The sequence below is a fragment of the Micromonospora sp. NPDC049679 genome (assembly GCF_040659735.1).
Classification (GTDB): domain Bacteria; phylum Actinomycetota; class Actinomycetes; order Mycobacteriales; family Micromonosporaceae; genus Micromonospora_I.
Genome location: NZ_JBFANZ010000012.1, coordinates 99,304 through 116,578, shown reverse-complemented (window position 1 = coordinate 116,578; position 17,275 = coordinate 99,304). Strand labels below are relative to the sequence as shown.

Genomic DNA, 17,275 nt, shown 5'->3' with positions numbered 1-17,275 from the left:
AGAGCTCGGAGCGAGGGGACGGCGCCCATGCGTACGGCCGTGGTGGTAGGCGCGGGGATCGGCGGTCTCGCCGCAGCGGGGGCCCTGGCCCGCACCGGATGGCAGGTGACGCTGCTGGAGCGCGACGACCGGGTGCGCGCCGGCCGGACGGCGCTGGTCCTCTGGCCCAACGGCATCCGCGCGTTGCGTGCCCTCGGGCTCGGTGACGGGCTGGACGCCATCGCGACGGCCCTGCCCGACATGGGGGTGCGGCGGCCCGACGGTCACTGGCTGGTGCAGCCCCGGCCAGCGGCGGGGGACCGGACGCCGGTGGTGGTGCACCGGGAGGACCTGCACGACGCCCTGGTCGCCGGGCTGGGCGACCAGGTCGAGATCCACACGGGCGTCTCGGTGCGCAGCGTACGGGTGGGTTCCGGCGCGCGTCCGGCGGTCAGCGACGGCCGACTCACCGTCGAGGCCGACCTGGTGGTCGCCGCGGACGGCATCGACAGCGCGGTGCGTCGGCGGATGGCGCCGGAGTCCACTGTGGTGAGTTCGGGCTGCGCTGCCTGGCGGGCCGTCATCCCCTGGTACCGGGCGCCGCGGCTGCCCGAGGACCGGCCGGTGAGCGGAGAGACGCTCGGTGCCGGCTACCGTTTCGTGGCCGCCTCCCTGGGGGAGCGTGGCTCGTCAGGCGGTTCCAGTCGGGGCGGCATCTACTGGGTGGCGACCGCTGCCGGCGCGCCGCGGCCGGAGCCGCCCGCCACCCAGCTCGCGCTGCTGCGCCGCTGGTTCGCCCACTGGCCCGCCCCGATCGGTGACCTGCTCGCGGCGACCGAGCCCGACGATCTGGTCCAGCAGGAGGTGCGCGAGCTGCGACCACTGCCCCGGGCGTACGGCTTCGCCGCCGGCACCGGTGGCGTGGTGCTGCTCGGGGACGCCGCCCACGCGATGCCGCACCACCTCGGCCAGGGCGCCTGCCTGGCGTTCGAGGATGCCGCGACGCTGCGCTCGGTGGTCCGCGAGGCGGTTCCGGGTCGTCCGCTGCAGGAGGCGGTGGAGGCGTACAGCCGGTTGCGCCGGCCGCGGACGGTGACCGTCGTGCGGCAGACCCGGCGGATGTCGGCCGTGCTGCAGACGCGGGGCCGGTTGGCGCTGCGCGCCCGCGACGCGGCGCTCGGCACGATCAATCCCCGGTTGATGGGGAGCGCGGCCACCGCGGCCGCCCAGTGGAACCCGCCGGCCTGACGCGGCGATCAGGTAACGGGCGGAGGGCGCGGGCCCCCGTCAGAGGGGCGCGGGGGTGGGTTCCGCGATGCAGGCGGTGCCGACCCGACGGAACCCGACCCGGAGGTAGACCCGGGCGACCTCGTCGTTGTCGGCGGAGAGAAAGATCAGGTCGGTCCCGGTGTCCCGCAGGCGTCGGGCCAGCGCGGCGGTGACGGCCGCGCCGAGACCGCGGCGCCGCGCGGACGGCAGGGTCGCCACGGCGACGATCTCGGCCACATCGCCGACCCGCTGTGCCGCGCCGCTGGCCAGCACCCCCTCGGTCGGGGACCCGGCCAGCACCGTGATCTTCCGGCCGGCGGCGGCGCGTTCCCGCTCCCGGGTCGCCTGCGCGGTGTCGGGGTGCCGCAGCGCGGCGTCCCGTTCCGTCGGGCCGGCCTGACCCGTGGCGGTGCCCGGCGCGCCGAACCCGATGCCGGCCACCGCCGCGGCCAGCGCGATGTCGTGGTCGAAGTCCGCCGCCGCCGGATCGACCAGCCGCACCGGTAGGTCAGCGAGCGCGTCAGCGGCCGGCAGGGCGTCGGGGTCGAGCACCATCAGCGGGGCTTCGAGCACGGAGAGCCCGGCCGAGCGGGCCACGGCGAGTAGGTCGGGATGGTTCTCGTGGATCCACTCGAACGACTCGGGCACGTCCAGATCGCGTTGCCGCGCCCGGGCGGAGGTAATGTCGGCGGCGGACGGCGGTTGATCGGCGTCCCGCCGGGGCCGGGCGTAGAACGGCCGACCCGCACCGTCGCGGACGAAGAGCACCAGCCCGCCGATCTGCTCCGCCCGCGCCAGGTCGCGCGGCACGGCGTCGTAGAAGCGGTCCAACCGGTCGAACAGTTCGCTGTCACGGAGCGCCACCGGGCGAGACTACACGTCCCAGATCGTGGACCTGTGATCTATTCGCACTGGTGAAGTGCACCGGACCCTAACGTAGACTCAAGAACCCAGCTAGGGCCGACGTCGTCCCGACCTTGAACACCGCACGTGACGACAGGAGGCCCGGTGGCTCTTCCGCATCCCCAGGGACCGCACCGCTCCCCGTGGCAGACCCGCCCGGGCGAGGGGCTCTACGACCCGGCGTACGAGCACGATGCCTGCGGTGTGGCCTTCGTCGCGGATCTCAACGGCCGCCGGTCGCACGACGTGGTCGGCAAGGGCCTCTCCGCCCTGTGCCGGCTGGACCATCGCGGCGCCCGGGGCGCGGAGCAGAACACCGGCGACGGCGCCGGGATCATGCTGCAGGTCCCCGACGGGTTCCTGCGCGCGGTCGTCGACTTTCCGCTGCCGCCCGCGGGGCACTACGCCACCGGCCTCGTCTTCCTCCCCACCGGCGACGCCGACGAGCTGCGCGCCCGCACCGTGGTGGAGAAGTACGCCCTGGTGGAGGGGGCGGAGATCCTCGGCTGGCGCGACGTGCCCGTCAACGCCGACGACCTCGGTGAGACCGCGCTCGCCGCCCGCCCCCGGATCCGGCAGGTCTTCCTCGCCGCGCGCCGGCTCACCGGGTCGCCCGCCGGGCCCGCGGGCGCCGCCCTGACCGGCCTCGACCTCGACCGGGTGGCGTTCTGCGTGCGCAAGCAGGCCGAGCGGGAGAGCGCCGAGCGCGGCGTGCCGGCCTACTTCCCGTCGCTGTCGTCGCGGACGATGGTCTACAAGGGAATGCTCACCCCCGACCAGTTGCCGGCGTTCTTCCCGGACCTGACCGACGCGCGTGTCACCAGCGCGATCGCGCTGGTGCACTCCCGCTTCTCCACCAACACGTTCCCGTCGTGGCCGCTCGCGCACCCCTACCGTTTGATCGCGCACAACGGCGAGATCAACACGATCCGCGGCAACAAGAACTGGATGAACGCGCGCGAGGCGCTGCTGGCCAGCCCGCAGCTGCCCGGCAACATCAAGCGCGTCTTCCCGGTCTGCACCCCGGGCGCCTCCGACTCGGCCAACTTCGACGAGGTGCTGGAGCTGCTGCACCTGGCCGGCCGCACCCTGCCGCACGCCGTGCTGATGATGATCCCCGAGGCGTGGGAGAACGACCCGGAGATGGATCCGGCGAAGCGGGCGTTCTACCGCTTCCACGCGAGCCTGATGGAGCCGTGGGACGGGCCGGCGGCGGTCGCCTTCACCGACGGCGAGATCGTCGGCGCGGTGCTCGACCGCAACGGCCTGCGCCCCGGCCGGTGGTGGCGCACCGAGGACGGGTTGGTGGTGCTCGGCTCCGAGGCGGGCGTGATCGACCTGGACCCGGCGACGGTCGTCGCCAAGGGCCGGCTCCAGCCGGGCCGGATGTTCCTGGTCGACACCGTGGCCGGCCGGATCGTGCAGGACGACGAGATCAAGGCGGAGCTCGCCGCGGCGCAGCCGTACGACGAGTGGCTGCACGCGGGCCAGATCCACCTCGAGGAGCTCCCGCCCCGCGAGCACATCGTCTACACCCACGACTCGGTCCAGCGTCGGCAGCAGACCTTCGGTTACACCGAGGAGGAGCTGAAGATCCTGCTGGCGCCGATGGCCCGCAGCGGCGCCGAGCCGCTCGGCTCGATGGGCACCGACACCCCCATCGCGCCCCTGTCGACCCGGCCCCGGTTGCTCTACGACTACTTCCACCAGCTCTTCGCCCAGGTGACCAACCCCCCGCTGGACGCGATCCGCGAGGAGATGGTGACCAGCCTGCAGTCCACGATCGGGCCGGAGGGAAACCTGCTGGACCCCGGCCCGGCGAGCTGCCGTCAGATCGTGCTGCCCCACCCGGTGATCGACAACGACGAGCTGGCGAAGCTCCTCTCCATTGACGAGGACGGTGACCTCCCCGGCTTCAAGGCCGTCCGCGTCTCCGGCCTCTACCCGCTGCGCGACGGCAGCGCCGGGCTGAAGGCGCGACTGACCGAGATCTGCCGGCACGTCTCCGAGGCGATCGAGGACGGCGTACGGATCTTCGTCCTCTCCGACCGGGACTCCACCGTCGATCTCGCACCGATCCCGTCGCTGCTGCTCACCGCCGCGGTGCACCAGCACCTGGTCCGCGAGCAGACCCGCACCCAGGTCGCGCTCGTCGTCGAGTCGGGCGACTGCCGCGAGGTGCACCACGCGGCGGTGCTGATCGGCTACGGCGCGGCGGCGGTCAACCCGTACCTCGCGTTCGAATCCGTCGAGGACCTGATCGCCACGGGCGGGCTCACCGGCATCGAGCCGACGAAGGCGGTGCGCAACTACGTCAAGGCGCTCGGCAAGGGCGTACTGAAGATCATGTCGAAGATGGGCATCTCGACGGTGTCGTCGTACTGCGGCGCGCAGGTCTTCGAGGCCGTCGGCCTCGACGCCAAGCTGGTCCAGCGCTACTTCGCCGGCACCCCGGGCAAGCTCGGCGGAGCGGGCCTGGCCGAGCTGCACGCGGAGATCGCCGCGCGGCACGCCCGCGCCTACCCGGCCAACTCCGCGGAGCGCACGCACCGGCGGCTGGAGGTCGGCGGCGAGTACCAGTGGCGCCGCGAGGGGGAGCTGCACCTGTTCAACCCCGAAACGGTCTTCCTGCTGCAGCACGCCACCCGCACCCGTCAGTACGACGTGTTCCGGCGCTACACGGCGAAGGTCGACGAGTTGGCCGCGCAGGCCGGCTCGCTGCGCGGGCTGTTCACGTTCCGGACCGGGGTACGGCCGCCGGTGCCGCTCGACGAGGTCGAGCCCGTCTCGGAGATCGTCAAGCGGTTCGCGACCGGCGCGATGTCGTACGGCTCGATCTCCGCCGAGTCGCACGAGACCCTCGCGGTCGCGATGAACCGTCTCGGCGGTCGCTCCAACACCGGCGAGGGCGGCGAGGACGTCGACCGCCTCTACGACCCGGCCCGCCGCTCGTCGGTCAAGCAGATCGCCAGCGGCCGCTTCGGAGTGACCAGCGAATACCTGGTCAACGCGGACGACCTGCAGATCAAGATGGCGCAGGGCGCGAAGCCCGGCGAGGGTGGCCAACTGCCCGGCAACAAGGTCTGGCCGTGGATCGCCAAGACCCGGCACGCCACTCCGGGAGTCGGCTTGATCTCTCCGCCGCCGCACCACGACATCTACTCCATCGAGGACCTCGCCCAGCTGGTGCACGACCTCAAGTGCGTCAATCCGGCGGCCCGGGTGCACGTCAAGCTGGTCTCCGAGGTCGGGGTCGGCACGGTCGCGGCCGGCGTCGCCAAGCTCAAGGCCGACGTCATCCTGATCTCCGGCCACGACGGCGGCACCGGCGCCTCCCCGCTGAACTCGCTCAAGCACGCCGGCACCCCGTGGGAGCTGGGGCTGGCCGAGGCGCAGCAGACGCTGCTGCTCAACAAGCTGCGCGACCGGGTCACCGTCCAGGTCGACGGGCAGCTCAAGACCGGCCGCGACGTGATGGTGGCGGCGCTGCTCGGCGCGGAGGAGTTCGGTTTCGCCACCGCACCCCTGATCGTGTCGGGCTGCATCATGATGCGGGTCTGCCACCTCGACACCTGCCCGGTCGGGATCGCGACCCAGAACCCGGTGCTGCGGGAGCGTTTCACCGGCCGCCCGGAGTTCGTGGAGAACTTCTTCCTCTTCCTCGCCGAGGAGGTCCGGGGCTACCTCGCCGAGCTGGGCTTCCGCTCGCTGGAGGAGGCGATCGGCCAGGCCGAGCTGCTCGACACCGCGCCCGCGGTGGCGCACTGGAAGGCCGGCGGGCTGGACCTCACCCCGGTGCTGCACGTGCCCGAACTGCCCGAGGGGGCCGCCCGCCGCGGCATCCGGGCCCAGGACCACGGGCTGGAGCAGGCGCTGGACAACGAGCTGATCGCGCTGGCGGCCCCGGCGCTCGCCGACGGCTCGCCGGTGCGGGCGCTGGTCCCGGTCCGCAACGAGCACCGCAGCGTCGGCGCGATGCTCGGCGGGGAGGTCACCCGCCGGTTCGGCGGCAAGGGGCTGCCCGACGACACCATCGAGATCACGCTGGAGGGGACGGCCGGGCAGTCGTTCGGCGCGTTCCTGCCGCGCGGAGTCACGCTGCGCCTCTTCGGCGACGCCAACGACTACGTCGGCAAGGGCCTCTCCGGCGGCCGGCTGATCGTGCGTCCGCACCGGGCCGCGCCGTACCTCAGCGAGGACGCCGGCGGCGGGGACCAGATCATCGCCGGCAACACCATCGTGTACGGGGCGACCGGCGGCGAGCTGTTCCTGCGTGGCCGGGTGGGGGAGCGCTTCGCGGTGCGCAACTCCGGCGCGACGGCGGTGGTCGAGGGGGTCGGCGACCACGGCTGCGAGTACATGACCGGGGGCACCGTGGTGGTGCTCGGCCCGACCGGGCGCAACTTCGCCGCCGGCATGTCCGGCGGCGCCGCGTACCTGTGGCGGTTGGACCCGTCGCTGGTCAACCGGGAGCTGGTCGAGCTGGAGCCGGTCTCGGCCGAGGGCGCGGTGAGCCTGCGCGACCTGGTCGAGCGGCACTTCGCGGAGACCGATTCGGCGGTGGCCGAAGCTCTGCTCAAGCGCTGGCCGGAGGCGGTCGACGAGTTCACCGTCGTCGTGCCGCGCGACTACAAGCGTGTGATGGACGCGATGCGGACCGCCGAAGCCGCCGGCCGTGACGTCGACCAGGCCGTCATGGAGGTTGCTCGTGCCTGACCCGAACGGTTTCCTGCGGTACGACCGCCGGCTGCCCGCCCGCCGACCGGTGCCGGTGCGGATCTCCGACTGGCGGGAGGTCTACCCGCCGGCCAGCGACGAGCTGATCCGCGAGCAGGCCACCCGCTGCATGGACTGTGGCATTCCCTTCTGCCACGACGGCTGCCCGCTGGGCAACCGGATCCCGGACTGGAACGACCTGGTGCGCACCGGCGGCTGGGCCTCGGCGATCGAGTCGCTGCACGCGACCAACAACTTCCCCGAGTTCACCGGGCGGCTCTGCCCGGCGCCGTGCGAGGCGGCCTGTGTGCTCGGCATCGGCGGCGGGCAGCCGGTGACCATCAAGCAGGTCGAGGTGGAGATCATCAACCGGGCGTTCGACGCCGGGCTGGTGACGCCGCAGGCGGTGCCGGAGCCCTCCGGCAAGCGGGTCGCCGTGGTCGGCTCCGGGCCGGCGGGGCTCGCCGCCGCCCAGCAGCTCGCCCGGGCCGGACACGCGGTGACCGTCTACGAGCGCGACGACGCGGTCGGCGGTCTGCTGCGCTACGGGATCCCGGACTTCAAGCTGGAGAAGGAACACATCGACCGGCGGCTGGCGCAGCTCTCTGCCGAGGGCGTGCTCTTCCGGACCGGGGTGAACGTCGGCGTGGACGTGACCGCGGAGCAGTTGCGGGCGGAGCACGACGCGGTGCTGTTGGCCTGCGGTGCGCTCACCGGCCGGGACACGCCGCAGACCCCGGGGCGGGCGGCGCGCGGCGTTCACCTCGCGATGGACCACCTCGTGGCGGCCAACCGGGTGGTGGGCGGCAGGGCCGCGGCGACGCCGATCGACGCCGCCGGCAAGCACGTGATCATCATCGGTGGCGGCGACACCGCCGCGGACTGCCTGGGCGTCGCCCACCGGCAGGGCGCGGCGAGCGTCACCCAGCTCGACCAGTACCCGCTGCCGCCGACCGACCGGGACGAGACGCGCGACCCGTGGCCGACGTGGCCCTGGGTGGTGCGCAACTACCCGGCGCACGAGGAGGGCGGCGAGCGCGTCTTCGCCGTCGCGGTGCAGGAGTTCGTCGCCGACTCCACGGGCGCGCTGCGCGCGATCCGGATCGCGGAGGTCACCGTGGAGCGCCGGGACGGCCAGCGGATCGTCACCATCACCCCCGGTTCGGAGCGGGAGCTTCCCGCCGATCTGGTGCTGCTGGCGATCGGATTCGAGGGCACCGAGGAGCAGCCGCTCCTCGACCAGCTCGGCCTGGCCCGCAACGCGCGCGGCGCGATCGACGCCGCCGGCGACTGGCAGACCGACGCGGCGGGGGTCTTCGTCGCCGGGGACATGCACCGGGGCGCGTCGCTGATCGTCTGGGCGATCGCCGAGGGGCGGTCGGCCGCCGCGGCCATCCACTCCTACCTGGGTGGGGCGGGGGAGCTCCCCGCGCCGGTGACGGCCGCACAGCAGCCGCTCGCCGTACACTGATCGTTTTTTGGCGCGGGGGACATGTCGACCTGACATGTCCCCCGTTGCCATGTGTGGTCGGCGGAAGCAGAGCAATGTCACGGGCGCGTCAGCCAGTGGCGAGCGGGCGCGATGATCGCGAACGTTCCGTGGGGTTAACGCCCCACGGATCCTTCACGATCACGGAATTGCGTGCTGACAGCCCGGTCAGGGCGGCACTAGGATCGACGGACGGTAATGGCGTGCGCCGCTCGGCGTAGGGAGTTGTCCGTGGGTCAGCCAACGACGTTGCACCTCTTCGCCGACGAGTTGCGTCGCGCCCGGGCGGCGGCGGGGATGTCGCAGGACGCGCTGAGCCACCAGATCAACTATTCGGCGTCCCTGGTGGCGAAGATCGAGCTCTCCGAGCGGCGGCCCGGTCGTGACTTCGCCCAGCGCTGCGACGCGGCCCTGGACACCGGCGGCCTGCTCTCCCGCATCCACGACACGCTCAGCGACACCGTCCTGCCCTGGTTCCGGGAGTGGCTGGCGATCGAGCGCGAGGCGACCACGCTGCGGTCGTATGAGCCGTTGGTAGTGCCGGGTCTGCTGCAGACGGAGGGCTACGCGCGGGCGTTGCTCGACGGCGCGAGCCGGTTCACCGAGGACGAGATCGAGCCGCAGGTGGCCGCCCGGATGGAGCGGCAGGCCGTGCTGACCCGAGACCATCCGCCGCAGCTCGTCGTCGTGCTGGACGAATACGTGCTGCGCCGCCCGGTGGGCGGGCCGGCCGTGATGGCCGACCAGCTCCGCCACCTGGCCGAGGTGGGCCGGCGGTGCCGCGTGCACCTGCACGTCGTCCCTGCCGGCGTCGGCGCCTACGCCGGCCTCAACGGAGCCTTCGTGGTCGCGACCCCACCCGACGGTGACGACGTCGCCTATCTGGACAACCAGCTCCAGGGTCAGGTCGTGGACCGGGCGGCGGACGTGTTGTCGGTTCGACAGACGTGGGAGTCTGTGCGGGCGGAGGCGCTGTCCCACGGGCAGACGATGGACCTGATCACGGAGGCGACGCGGACATGGACCTGAGCGGCGCCCTGTGGCTCAAGAGTTCCCGGAGCAGCGGAAACGGCGGCAACTGCGTCGAGGTCGCCGACAACCTGCCCGGCGTGGTCGGCGTGCGGGACAGCAAGGACCGGACCGGGCCCGCGCTGACCTTCGACCCGACGTCGTGGCGGGCATTTGTGCGCAGCGTCAAGCGCTCCTGAACCTGGCTCCCCTGAACGAGGGACATGTCGCGGACATGTCCCTCGTTCGTGTCTTCCCGACAACGATATGTTTCGATATCATTACCGCCAAGTAACAACTGTTACTTACCGGCCACGCGCGCGGCCACGAGGCACCACCCAGCCCTCGTGGAGGTACGTCCATGCGACTCCGTCCGCCGCTGGTCCGCGCCGTTCTGGCGCTGACCCTCGCCTTCACCGCCGTCTTCGTCGCCGCCCCGGCTCAGGCCGCCCCCGCCCTGACCTACGCCGCGCTCGGCGACTCCTACTCCTCCGGGACCGGAGCCCCGCCGTACGACTCCTCCGGCTGCGAGCGCAGCCAGAAGGCGTACGGGCCGCTCTGGGCCGCGGCCAACGGCGTCACCAGCTTCCGCTTCGCCGCCTGCAGTGGCGCGGTGACCGCGGACGTCCGTAACAACCAGCTCTCCGGCCTCGACGCGACCGTCAACCGGGTCACCATCACGATCGGCGGCAACGACGCCGGCTTCGCCAGCGTGCTGACCACCTGCCAGTTGGGCAGCGACTCCGCCTGCGCCACCGCGGTCAACAACGGCAAGACCTTCGCGACCAATCAGCTGCCGGCGCGGCTGGACCAGACGTACGCCGCGATCCGCGGCCGCGCCCCCAACGCCCGGCTGATCGTGCTCGGCTATCCGCGGATCTTCGAGCTCAGCTCGAGCTGCGGGCTGTTCGGCATGAGCCTCTACAAGCGCACGGTGATCAACCAGGGCGCCGACCACCTCGCCGCCGTGATCGCGGGCCGGGCCGGCGCGGCGGGCGCGACGTACGTCGACGTCCGCTCCGCCTTCGCCGGGCACGGGGTCTGCGCGTCCAGCCCGTGGCTCAACGGCCTGACCCTGAACTCCAGCGCCTACCACCCCAACGCCAACGGCTACCGGTACGGCTACCTCGCCGCACTCAACTCCGCGGGTCTCTGACGCTGGAGCACACGCGGGACGGCGCCTGCCGGCGCCGTCCCGCTACGTGTTGTCCGCGATGTAGCGCTCGGGGTCCTTGTCGCCGGTGTCCGCGCCCTGCCCGCCCGGGTGATCCGCCTTGTAGGCCAGGAAGCGGGTGCCGAGTTCCTGACGCAGGTCATCAGGGGCGTTGCGACGGAAGTCCGGGAGCGCGTCGTGCTCCTCCTCGGCCATGTGTTCGTCGTTCTCCTCCCGGGCCTTGCGCACCGCCCGCCACCACTCGTCGCTGCCGACCTCGGCGCGCGCCGCCGCCTGTACGGCGTCACGGATCGAATTGTGGTCCCGGATCGCGTCGTCGGTCTCCTCGGTCGCCTCCTTGCCGTGCCGCAGCAGGTGCGGATAGAACACCGCCTCCTCGGTGGCCGCGTGCAGGTCCAGCAGAACCGAGAGGCTCGCCCAGATGTTGCGCTGCTGCTCGGGCGTCGCCGCGTCGTCGAGGTCGGCGAACTGCCGGCGCATCTCCGTGTGGTCGTCGAGGATCAGGTCCGTCACGTCGCGCATGCTCACTCCGTTTGCTGGGGCGTCTCCCGTGCAGCGAGAGTCATCTTTCCCCGTCCGGAGCGTGCGGCACGCCGGATCGTCGGCGGAACCGGCGGTCGGTGCCGCGGGCGATGGCGTTTCGGGCGCGCCACGCCGGTCGACGCTGCCTGTCCGCCCCGTCGGTGGGTCGGTAAGCTGTCGGCGCGGTCGTCGATGCCCGCCGCCACCGTTTGCGGATCGCCGCCGCGCGCCGCGTCAGGCAGAAATCACGCGACGTTGGGTAACTGTTCGGATATCCGACGGGGGGTCGGCCGGGGGGCCGACCCAGGGGAGAGACTAGCCTGATGGGCGTGACACGCCGCGCGAAAATCGTCTGCACACTTGGCCCCGCCACCTCATCGCCCGAGCGAATCCGAGGCTTGGTCGAGGCGGGCATGGACGTGGCCCGACTCAACTTCAGCCACGGCACGCACGGCGACCACGAGCAGGTCTACCGGCTCGTACGTCAGGCCGCCGAGGTTTCCGGGCGGGCCGTGGCGGTCCTGGCCGACCTGCAGGGTCCGAAGATCCGGCTCGGCCGCTTCGCCGACGGGCCGCACGAGTGGCGCACCGGTGACTCCGTCGTGATCACCAGCGACGACATCGTCGGCACCCGTGACCGGGTCTCCTGCACCTACGCGAAGCTGCCGCAGGAGGTGAAGCCGGGCGACCGGCTGCTCATCGACGACGGCAAGGTCGCGGTGGAGGTCAGCGCGGTCAACGGCAGCGACATCCGCTGTCTGGTGATCGAGGGCGGCCCGGTCTCCAACAACAAGGGCGTCTCGCTGCCCAACGTCGCGGTGAGTGTGCCGGCCATGTCGGACAAGGACGGCGAGGACCTGCGCTTCGCGTTGCGGCTCGGCGTCGACCTGGTCGCGCTCTCCTTCGTGCGCTCGCCCGAGGACATCAAGCTCGTGCACTCGATCATGGACGAGGTGGGCGTACGCCGGCCGGTCCTGGCCAAGGTGGAGAAGCCGGAGGCGGTGACCCACCTCGAAGCGATCGTGGACGCCTTCGACGGCATCATGGTCGCCCGCGGCGACCTCGGCGTCGAACTCCCGCTCGACCAGGTGCCGCTGGTGCAGAAGCGCGCGGTGCAGCTTTCGCGGGAGAGCGCGAAGCCGGTCATCGTGGCGACCCAGATGCTCGACTCGATGATCGAAAACTCGCGACCCACCCGCGCCGAGGCCTCGGACGTCGCCAACGCGGTGCTCGACGGCGCCGACGCGGTGATGCTCTCGGGCGAGACGAGCGTCGGAAAGTTCCCGGTCCTCACGGTCAGCACGATGGCGAAGATCATCACGACCACGGAATCCGGCTCGATCGGCGTGCCCCGGCTGCAGCACGACCCGCGCACCCACGGAGGCGCGCTGACCGTCGCGGCCTCGCAGATCGCCCGCAACATCGGCGCCAAGGCGTTGGTCGCCTTCTCGCAGACCGGCGACACCGTGCGGCGCCTCTCGCGGCTGCACTGCGAACTGCCGCTGCTCGCGTTCACCCCGGTGTCGGAGGTCCGGTGCCAGCTGGCCCTGTCCTGGGGTGTCGAGACGTTCCTGATGCCGTTCGTGCAGCACACCGATGAGATGTTCCGCCAGGTCGACCAGGCCCTGCTCGGTCTCGGCCGGGCCAACCCCGGCGACTACGTGGTGATCGTCGCGGGCAGCCCGCCCGGCACCCCCGGCTCCACCAACACCCTGCGCGTGCACCAGCTCGGTTCGCTGGTCGACGCGGCGGCCGCGGTGCGGGCGATCCAGTGATGGGCGACGCGCCGATCGTCGGGCAGGCCGCCGTCGACCAGCTGCTCGACGTGCTCGACCTGGAAAAGCTCGACGCGGCGACGTTCCGGGGGATGAGCCCGCCGGTCGGACCGCAACGGGTCTACGGTGGGCAGGTCGCCGGCCAGGCCCTGGTCGCCGCCGGCCGCACCGTCGACCCCGAGCGCCTGGTCCACTCGCTGCACGGCTACTTCGTGCGTCCGGGCGACCCCGTCGAGCCGATCGAATACCAGGTGGAGAACGTCCGGGACGGGCGCTCCTTCTCGGTACGCCGGTCCGTCGCCCTGCAGCACGGCAAGCCGATCTTCTTCATGTCCGCCTCGTTCCAGCGGCTCGAGGAGGGGCTCGAACATCAGGCGCCGCAGCCGCCGGACGTGCCGGGGCCCGACGAGGTGCCGACGATGGCCGACCGGCTTTCGCGCTATCCCGAGCGGCTCGGCATCTGGTCGATCATTCCGCGCCCCATGGACGTGCGCTATGTCGGCGAGCCCGGCTGGGTCCGCCCCGGTGACCGGCCGGCCGATCCCTACCAGCGGGTCTGGATGCGCATCGACGGCAAACTCCCCGACGACCCGCTGCTGCATGCCTGCGCCCTGACGTACGCCTCGGATCTGACCCTGCTCGACTCGGTCCTCTCGGTGCACGGCGAGGTCTGGGGTCCCGGCGGTGTGGTCGGCGCGAGCCTCGATCACGCGCTCTGGTTCCACCGGCCGTTCCGCGCCGACGAGTGGTTCCTCTACGACTGCTGGAGCCCGTCCGCCTCCGGCGCCCGCGGCCTCGCCACCGGCCGCATGTTCACCGTCGACGGACGCAACATCGCCACCGTGGTCCAGGAGGGACTGCTGCGCCGGGTCGGCGAATAGGGCGCTTTCGCCGTCACCGACCCGTCCCCGATAGCCTTGCGGGTATGCGTCTCTCCGCCCGGGTCGATTACGCGCTACGGGCCGTCGCCGAACTGGCCGCGGCCGCGGACGCCTCTGCCGACCGCCCCCGCACCCCTGTCACCGCGGAGCAGATCGCGCGGGCGCAGGAGATCCCACCGAAGTTCCTGGAGAGCATCCTGCTGCAGCTGCGGCGGGGTGGCATCGTGCACGCCCAGCGTGGCCCCGAAGGCGGCTACTGGCTGGCGCGTCCGGCCGCGGAGATCTCGCTCGCCCAGGTGATCCGGATCATCGACGGACCCCTGGCCCACGTACGCGGGCATCGCCCGGAGGACCTCGGCTACCGCGGGGCGGCGAGCGCGCTGCAGGAGGTCTGGATCGCCCTGCGGGCCAGCGAACGGGAGATTCTGGAACTGGTCACCGTCGCCGACGTGGCCACGGGCAAGCTGCCCGACCGGGTGCGCGATCTGGTCGCCGACCCCAGCGCCTGGAGCTGAGCAGCCCCCGTCGGGCGCTCTGATTCGCCGCTCTCATCAGCCGGACAAGGGCTTGACGGGGATCCCTCCCTGCGGCATTCTCCACTAAGTCGATAGGAAAGATGGCTAAGGGGGGTGGGCCGTGCGCAAGCTGCTGGTCCTGGCGCTGGTGGGGCTCGCCGCGCAACTGGTCGACGGCGCACTCGGCATGGCATACGGAGTCACGTCCTCGACCCTGCTGCTGCTCGCCGGCGTCGCACCGGCCTCCGCCTCGGCCTCCGTGCACCTCGCCGAAATCGGCACCACGCTCGCGTCCGGGGTGGCGCACTGGCGGTTCGGCAACGTCGACTGGCGGGTCGTCACCCGGATGGCCGTCCCCGGTGCGGTCGGCGCCTTCGCCGGCGCCACCTTCCTCAGCTCCATCTCCACGGAAGCCGCGGCGCCCTGGATGGCGGGAATCCTGCTCGCCCTCGGCACCTACCTGCTCGTGCGCTTCTCCCGGCCGCTCCGGCAGTCCCGGTCCCGTCGGCCGCTGCGCGCCCGTTTCCTGGCCCCGCTCGGCCTGGTCGCGGGCTTCGTCGACGCCACCGGTGGGGGCGGCTGGGGACCCGTCGCCACCCCGTCACTGCTCGTTTCGGGCAGGATGGAGCCACGCAAGGTGATCGGCTCGGTGGACACCTCCGAGGTTCTCGTCGCCGGCGCGGCCAGCCTGGGTTTCCTGATCGGGCTCGGCACGCAGGGTTTCGTCCTGCCGACCGTCGCGGCGTTGCTGATCGGCGGCCTCATCGCCGCGCCGATCGCGGCCTGGCTGGTCCGCATCGTCCCCGCCCAACTGCTCGGCGCCGTGGTCGGCGGCATGATCGTGCTGACCAACGCGCGCACCCTGATGCGCGCCTTCGACGTGGCCCCCGGCGCCCGCCCCGTGGTCTACGTGACGATCGTGGCCGGCTGGATCCTCGCGACCACACTCGCTGTCCGTGCCCTGCTCCGCACCCGCCGCGAGGCGGCGGCCGCGGCCACCGCCGCCGAGCCGACCCACGAGCCCCTCCCCGTCTGATCGCCCACCCACCCCGCCCCACCCACCCCACCCCGCCCCACCCCTCTCTACGGTCGATCAAGGGCAGATGCGCACGGAATGATCTCTAATGGTGTGAATACGCCCTTGATCGACGGGGAAGTCCTTGATCGGCGGGCGTCATGGGGGACCGGCCGGGGGGCGTGGCGCGGCGACGTGGCGACGTGGCGACGTGGCACAGCAGGGAGCGGGGACGGCGCGATGGGCCACGACGGTCCGGAGCTCGCATCACGGACCGCCGCGGCGTTCTCCGGCTCCGGCGCCGAAGCTCCCGGAACCGCGGCCGGCTAACCGTCGGTCCGCCGGTCGCTGACGGCAACCGCCCCCGCCTACCGTCCTCTGTTGCCTGAATCGGCGAAACGAAACACTGTGACCTGCGGCGACACCGTCGTCGGCCCGGTCCGCGCAGCGCGCCGGTCCGCAGCGGGTGGTTACGTCGGGTGGCGGCAGCGGCAACGACGGCCCGCTCACCCCGCCTGCGGCTGGCGCTGTCCGGGCAGGCGTAGGCGGGTGCTGGCCCGAACCGTCAGCCGGGGTTGGAGCAGGGTCGCGGGGGGCACCGCCTCGCCCGCCAGCTTGCGCATGAGCATCGAAACGGCCTGACGCCCCACCTCCTCCGCCGGGATCAGCACCGACGACAGCGCCGGCGTGGTGCGCTCCGCGACCTCGTCGGGGCAGATCGCCACTACCGACACGTCGCGCGGCACGGCGCGCCCCAGGGCCGGCAGCGCCGTCAGCACGTGACCGACCGCCGCCTCGTTGTGCACCACCAGGCCGGTCAGCTCCGGATGCCGATGCAGCAGTCCTGCGAGCTCGTGCCGCACGGCGTCCACGTGCTCCTCGCACGGCTGCGTCACCGCCGCGACGCCGTGCCGCAAGGCGGTCTCGGTCACCCCGGCGCGCGTGCGGTGCGCGAAGCCGGTGTTCCGCTCGTAAACCACGGGCGGCGCGCCGAGCAGCGCGATGTGGCGGTGGCCGAGCGCGGCGAGATGCTCGACGCAGGCTTGACCGGCCCGGTAGAAGTCCAGGTCGACGCAGGTCAAGCCGGCCGCGTCGGCGGGAAAGCCGATCAGTACGCTCGGCCGCTCCAGCGTGCGCAGCAACGGCACCCGTGGGTCGCGCATCTCCACGTCCATCACGACGACGCCGTCGACCATCGCGCTGGCCGCGATGCGGCGCAGCCCCGCCGGCCCCTCGTCCGCCGTCACCAGCAGCACGTCGTGATCGAACTGCCGGGCGGTGGTCACCACCGCGGTCGCGAACTGCATGAGTACGGGCAGGTGCATGGCCGAGCGCAGCGGGAGCACCAGTGCGATCACGTTCGCGCGCTTGCTCGCGAGCGCTCGTGCCCCCGCGTTCGGGTGGTAACCCAGGGTGCGGATGCTGGCCAGCACCCGTTGCCGTGTGATGGCGGAGATCGCCCGCTTACCGCTGAGCACATAGGACACCGTGCTCACCGCCACTCCGGCGTGCCGGGCCACGTCGGCGATGGTGACCATGTCGGCGCGCTTGGCGGGTTGGCGGGGCGGTTGTGGGTGGGCGCCCGGCTGTCCGGTCGGTTCCCCCGTGGTGCGCGCGGACGATGCGTCGGACACTGGGCGCCTCCATCCTCAGCCCGGGCCGGTCGTGGCCGGCCCCGCCGCGTCCGTCACCACGGTCGCCCGGCCCCTGGTGACGGGGGCCATCCCATCGACGAACGTCAGACAGCCCACGGTAGCGCCTGCGGCGCCGCAGACCGGACACGGATGGTGCTGCCGTGGTCGCATCGGGTGCCTTGCCGGGCATCCCGCGCCCGGTCGTGTCCGTCGTCGCACCGCCGGAGCGGAGCGCGATCGGCGACCCGCAAAGCCGCGGGGCGTATGCGCTCGGAAGTGGACGCTCCTGGATGCCGGCCGGTCGCTGCTATCGCCGGACTCGCGCAGGGGAGCCGCTCCTCCCATCACCGCCCGCCCCGTCTGATCCCTGCCGTCCGCCGGGCGGCGTCGCACCG

General features: G+C 72.4%; 13 protein-coding genes. 10 read left to right on the top strand and 3 right to left on the bottom strand.

Annotated elements, in window-relative coordinates; all coding sequences use genetic code 11:
• Positions 1-27: 27 nt before the first annotated feature.
• Positions 28-1,227 carry an FAD-dependent monooxygenase gene (locus AB0J06_RS10785; RefSeq protein WP_357426990.1) on the top strand — a complete coding sequence of 400 codons (1,200 nt, stop codon included), beginning with the start codon at positions 28-30 and terminating at the stop codon, positions 1,225-1,227.
• A gap of 39 nt (positions 1,228-1,266) precedes the next feature.
• Here the strand turns inward: AB0J06_RS10785 and AB0J06_RS10780 are convergent, their stop codons facing one another.
• A complete protein-coding gene (locus AB0J06_RS10780; RefSeq protein ID WP_357426988.1) occupies positions 1,267-2,112 on the bottom strand; it encodes a GNAT family N-acetyltransferase in 846 nt (281 codons plus the stop codon).
• Between the two features lie 144 nt (positions 2,113-2,256).
• Here AB0J06_RS10780 and gltB point away from each other — a divergent pair, with 144 nt between their 5' ends.
• The 5 genes from gltB to AB0J06_RS10755 all read left to right on the top strand — a co-directional run bounded on the left by gltB (position 2,257) and on the right by AB0J06_RS10755 (position 10,520).
• Entirely contained in the window at positions 2,257-6,867 is a 4,611-nt protein-coding gene (gltB, locus tag AB0J06_RS10775; protein ID WP_357426986.1) for a glutamate synthase large subunit, read from the top strand.
• Positions 6,860-8,338 carry a glutamate synthase subunit beta gene (locus tag AB0J06_RS10770; protein ID WP_357426984.1) on the top strand — a complete coding sequence of 493 codons (1,479 nt, stop codon included), beginning with the start codon at positions 6,860-6,862 and terminating at the stop codon, positions 8,336-8,338. The genes gltB and AB0J06_RS10770 overlap by 8 nt, the downstream gene beginning before the upstream one ends.
• A gap of 249 nt (positions 8,339-8,587) precedes the next feature.
• Entirely contained in the window at positions 8,588-9,385 is a 798-nt protein-coding gene (locus AB0J06_RS10765) for a helix-turn-helix transcriptional regulator (RefSeq protein WP_357426982.1), read from the top strand.
• Entirely contained in the window at positions 9,376-9,564 is a 189-nt protein-coding gene (locus tag AB0J06_RS10760) for a DUF397 domain-containing protein (RefSeq protein ID WP_357426980.1), read from the top strand. Before AB0J06_RS10765 ends, AB0J06_RS10760 begins: the two co-directional genes overlap by 10 nt.
• 161 nt (positions 9,565-9,725) lie before the next feature.
• Positions 9,726-10,520 (top strand): SGNH/GDSL hydrolase family protein, encoded by a 795-nt coding sequence (locus AB0J06_RS10755; protein ID WP_357426978.1) that lies wholly within the window; start codon positions 9,726-9,728, stop codon positions 10,518-10,520.
• A 42-nt stretch (positions 10,521-10,562) separates the two neighbouring features.
• On the opposite strand, the gene AB0J06_RS10750 is transcribed toward AB0J06_RS10755, so the two are convergent.
• Positions 10,563-11,060, bottom strand: a complete 498-nt coding sequence (locus AB0J06_RS10750; protein ID WP_357426976.1) for a hemerythrin domain-containing protein — start codon at positions 11,058-11,060, stop codon at positions 10,563-10,565.
• A gap of 323 nt (positions 11,061-11,383) precedes the next feature.
• Here AB0J06_RS10750 and pyk point away from each other — a divergent pair, with 323 nt between their 5' ends.
• The 4 genes from pyk (at position 11,384) to AB0J06_RS10730 (ending at position 15,267) form a co-directional block, all read left to right on the top strand.
• Entirely contained in the window at positions 11,384-12,835 is a 1,452-nt protein-coding gene (gene pyk, locus AB0J06_RS10745; RefSeq protein ID WP_357426974.1) for a pyruvate kinase, read from the top strand.
• Positions 12,835-13,716: an acyl-CoA thioesterase II gene (locus AB0J06_RS10740; RefSeq protein ID WP_357426972.1), complete on the top strand. Its 882-nt coding sequence runs from the start codon at positions 12,835-12,837 to the stop codon at positions 13,714-13,716. The genes pyk and AB0J06_RS10740 overlap by 1 nt, the downstream gene beginning before the upstream one ends.
• A 44-nt stretch (positions 13,717-13,760) precedes the next feature.
• Complete coding sequence (locus AB0J06_RS10735; protein ID WP_357426970.1) at positions 13,761-14,231, top strand: Rrf2 family transcriptional regulator; 471 nt, start codon at positions 13,761-13,763, stop codon at positions 14,229-14,231.
• A gap of 121 nt (positions 14,232-14,352) precedes the next feature.
• Positions 14,353-15,267 carry a sulfite exporter TauE/SafE family protein gene (locus AB0J06_RS10730; RefSeq protein WP_357426968.1) on the top strand — a complete coding sequence of 305 codons (915 nt, stop codon included), beginning with the start codon at positions 14,353-14,355 and terminating at the stop codon, positions 15,265-15,267.
• 485 nt (positions 15,268-15,752) lie between these two features.
• On the opposite strand, the gene AB0J06_RS10725 is transcribed toward AB0J06_RS10730, so the two are convergent.
• Entirely contained in the window at positions 15,753-16,880 is a 1,128-nt protein-coding gene (locus AB0J06_RS10725; RefSeq protein ID WP_357426965.1) for a LacI family DNA-binding transcriptional regulator, read from the bottom strand.
• Between the last annotated feature and the right edge of the window lie 395 nt (positions 16,881-17,275).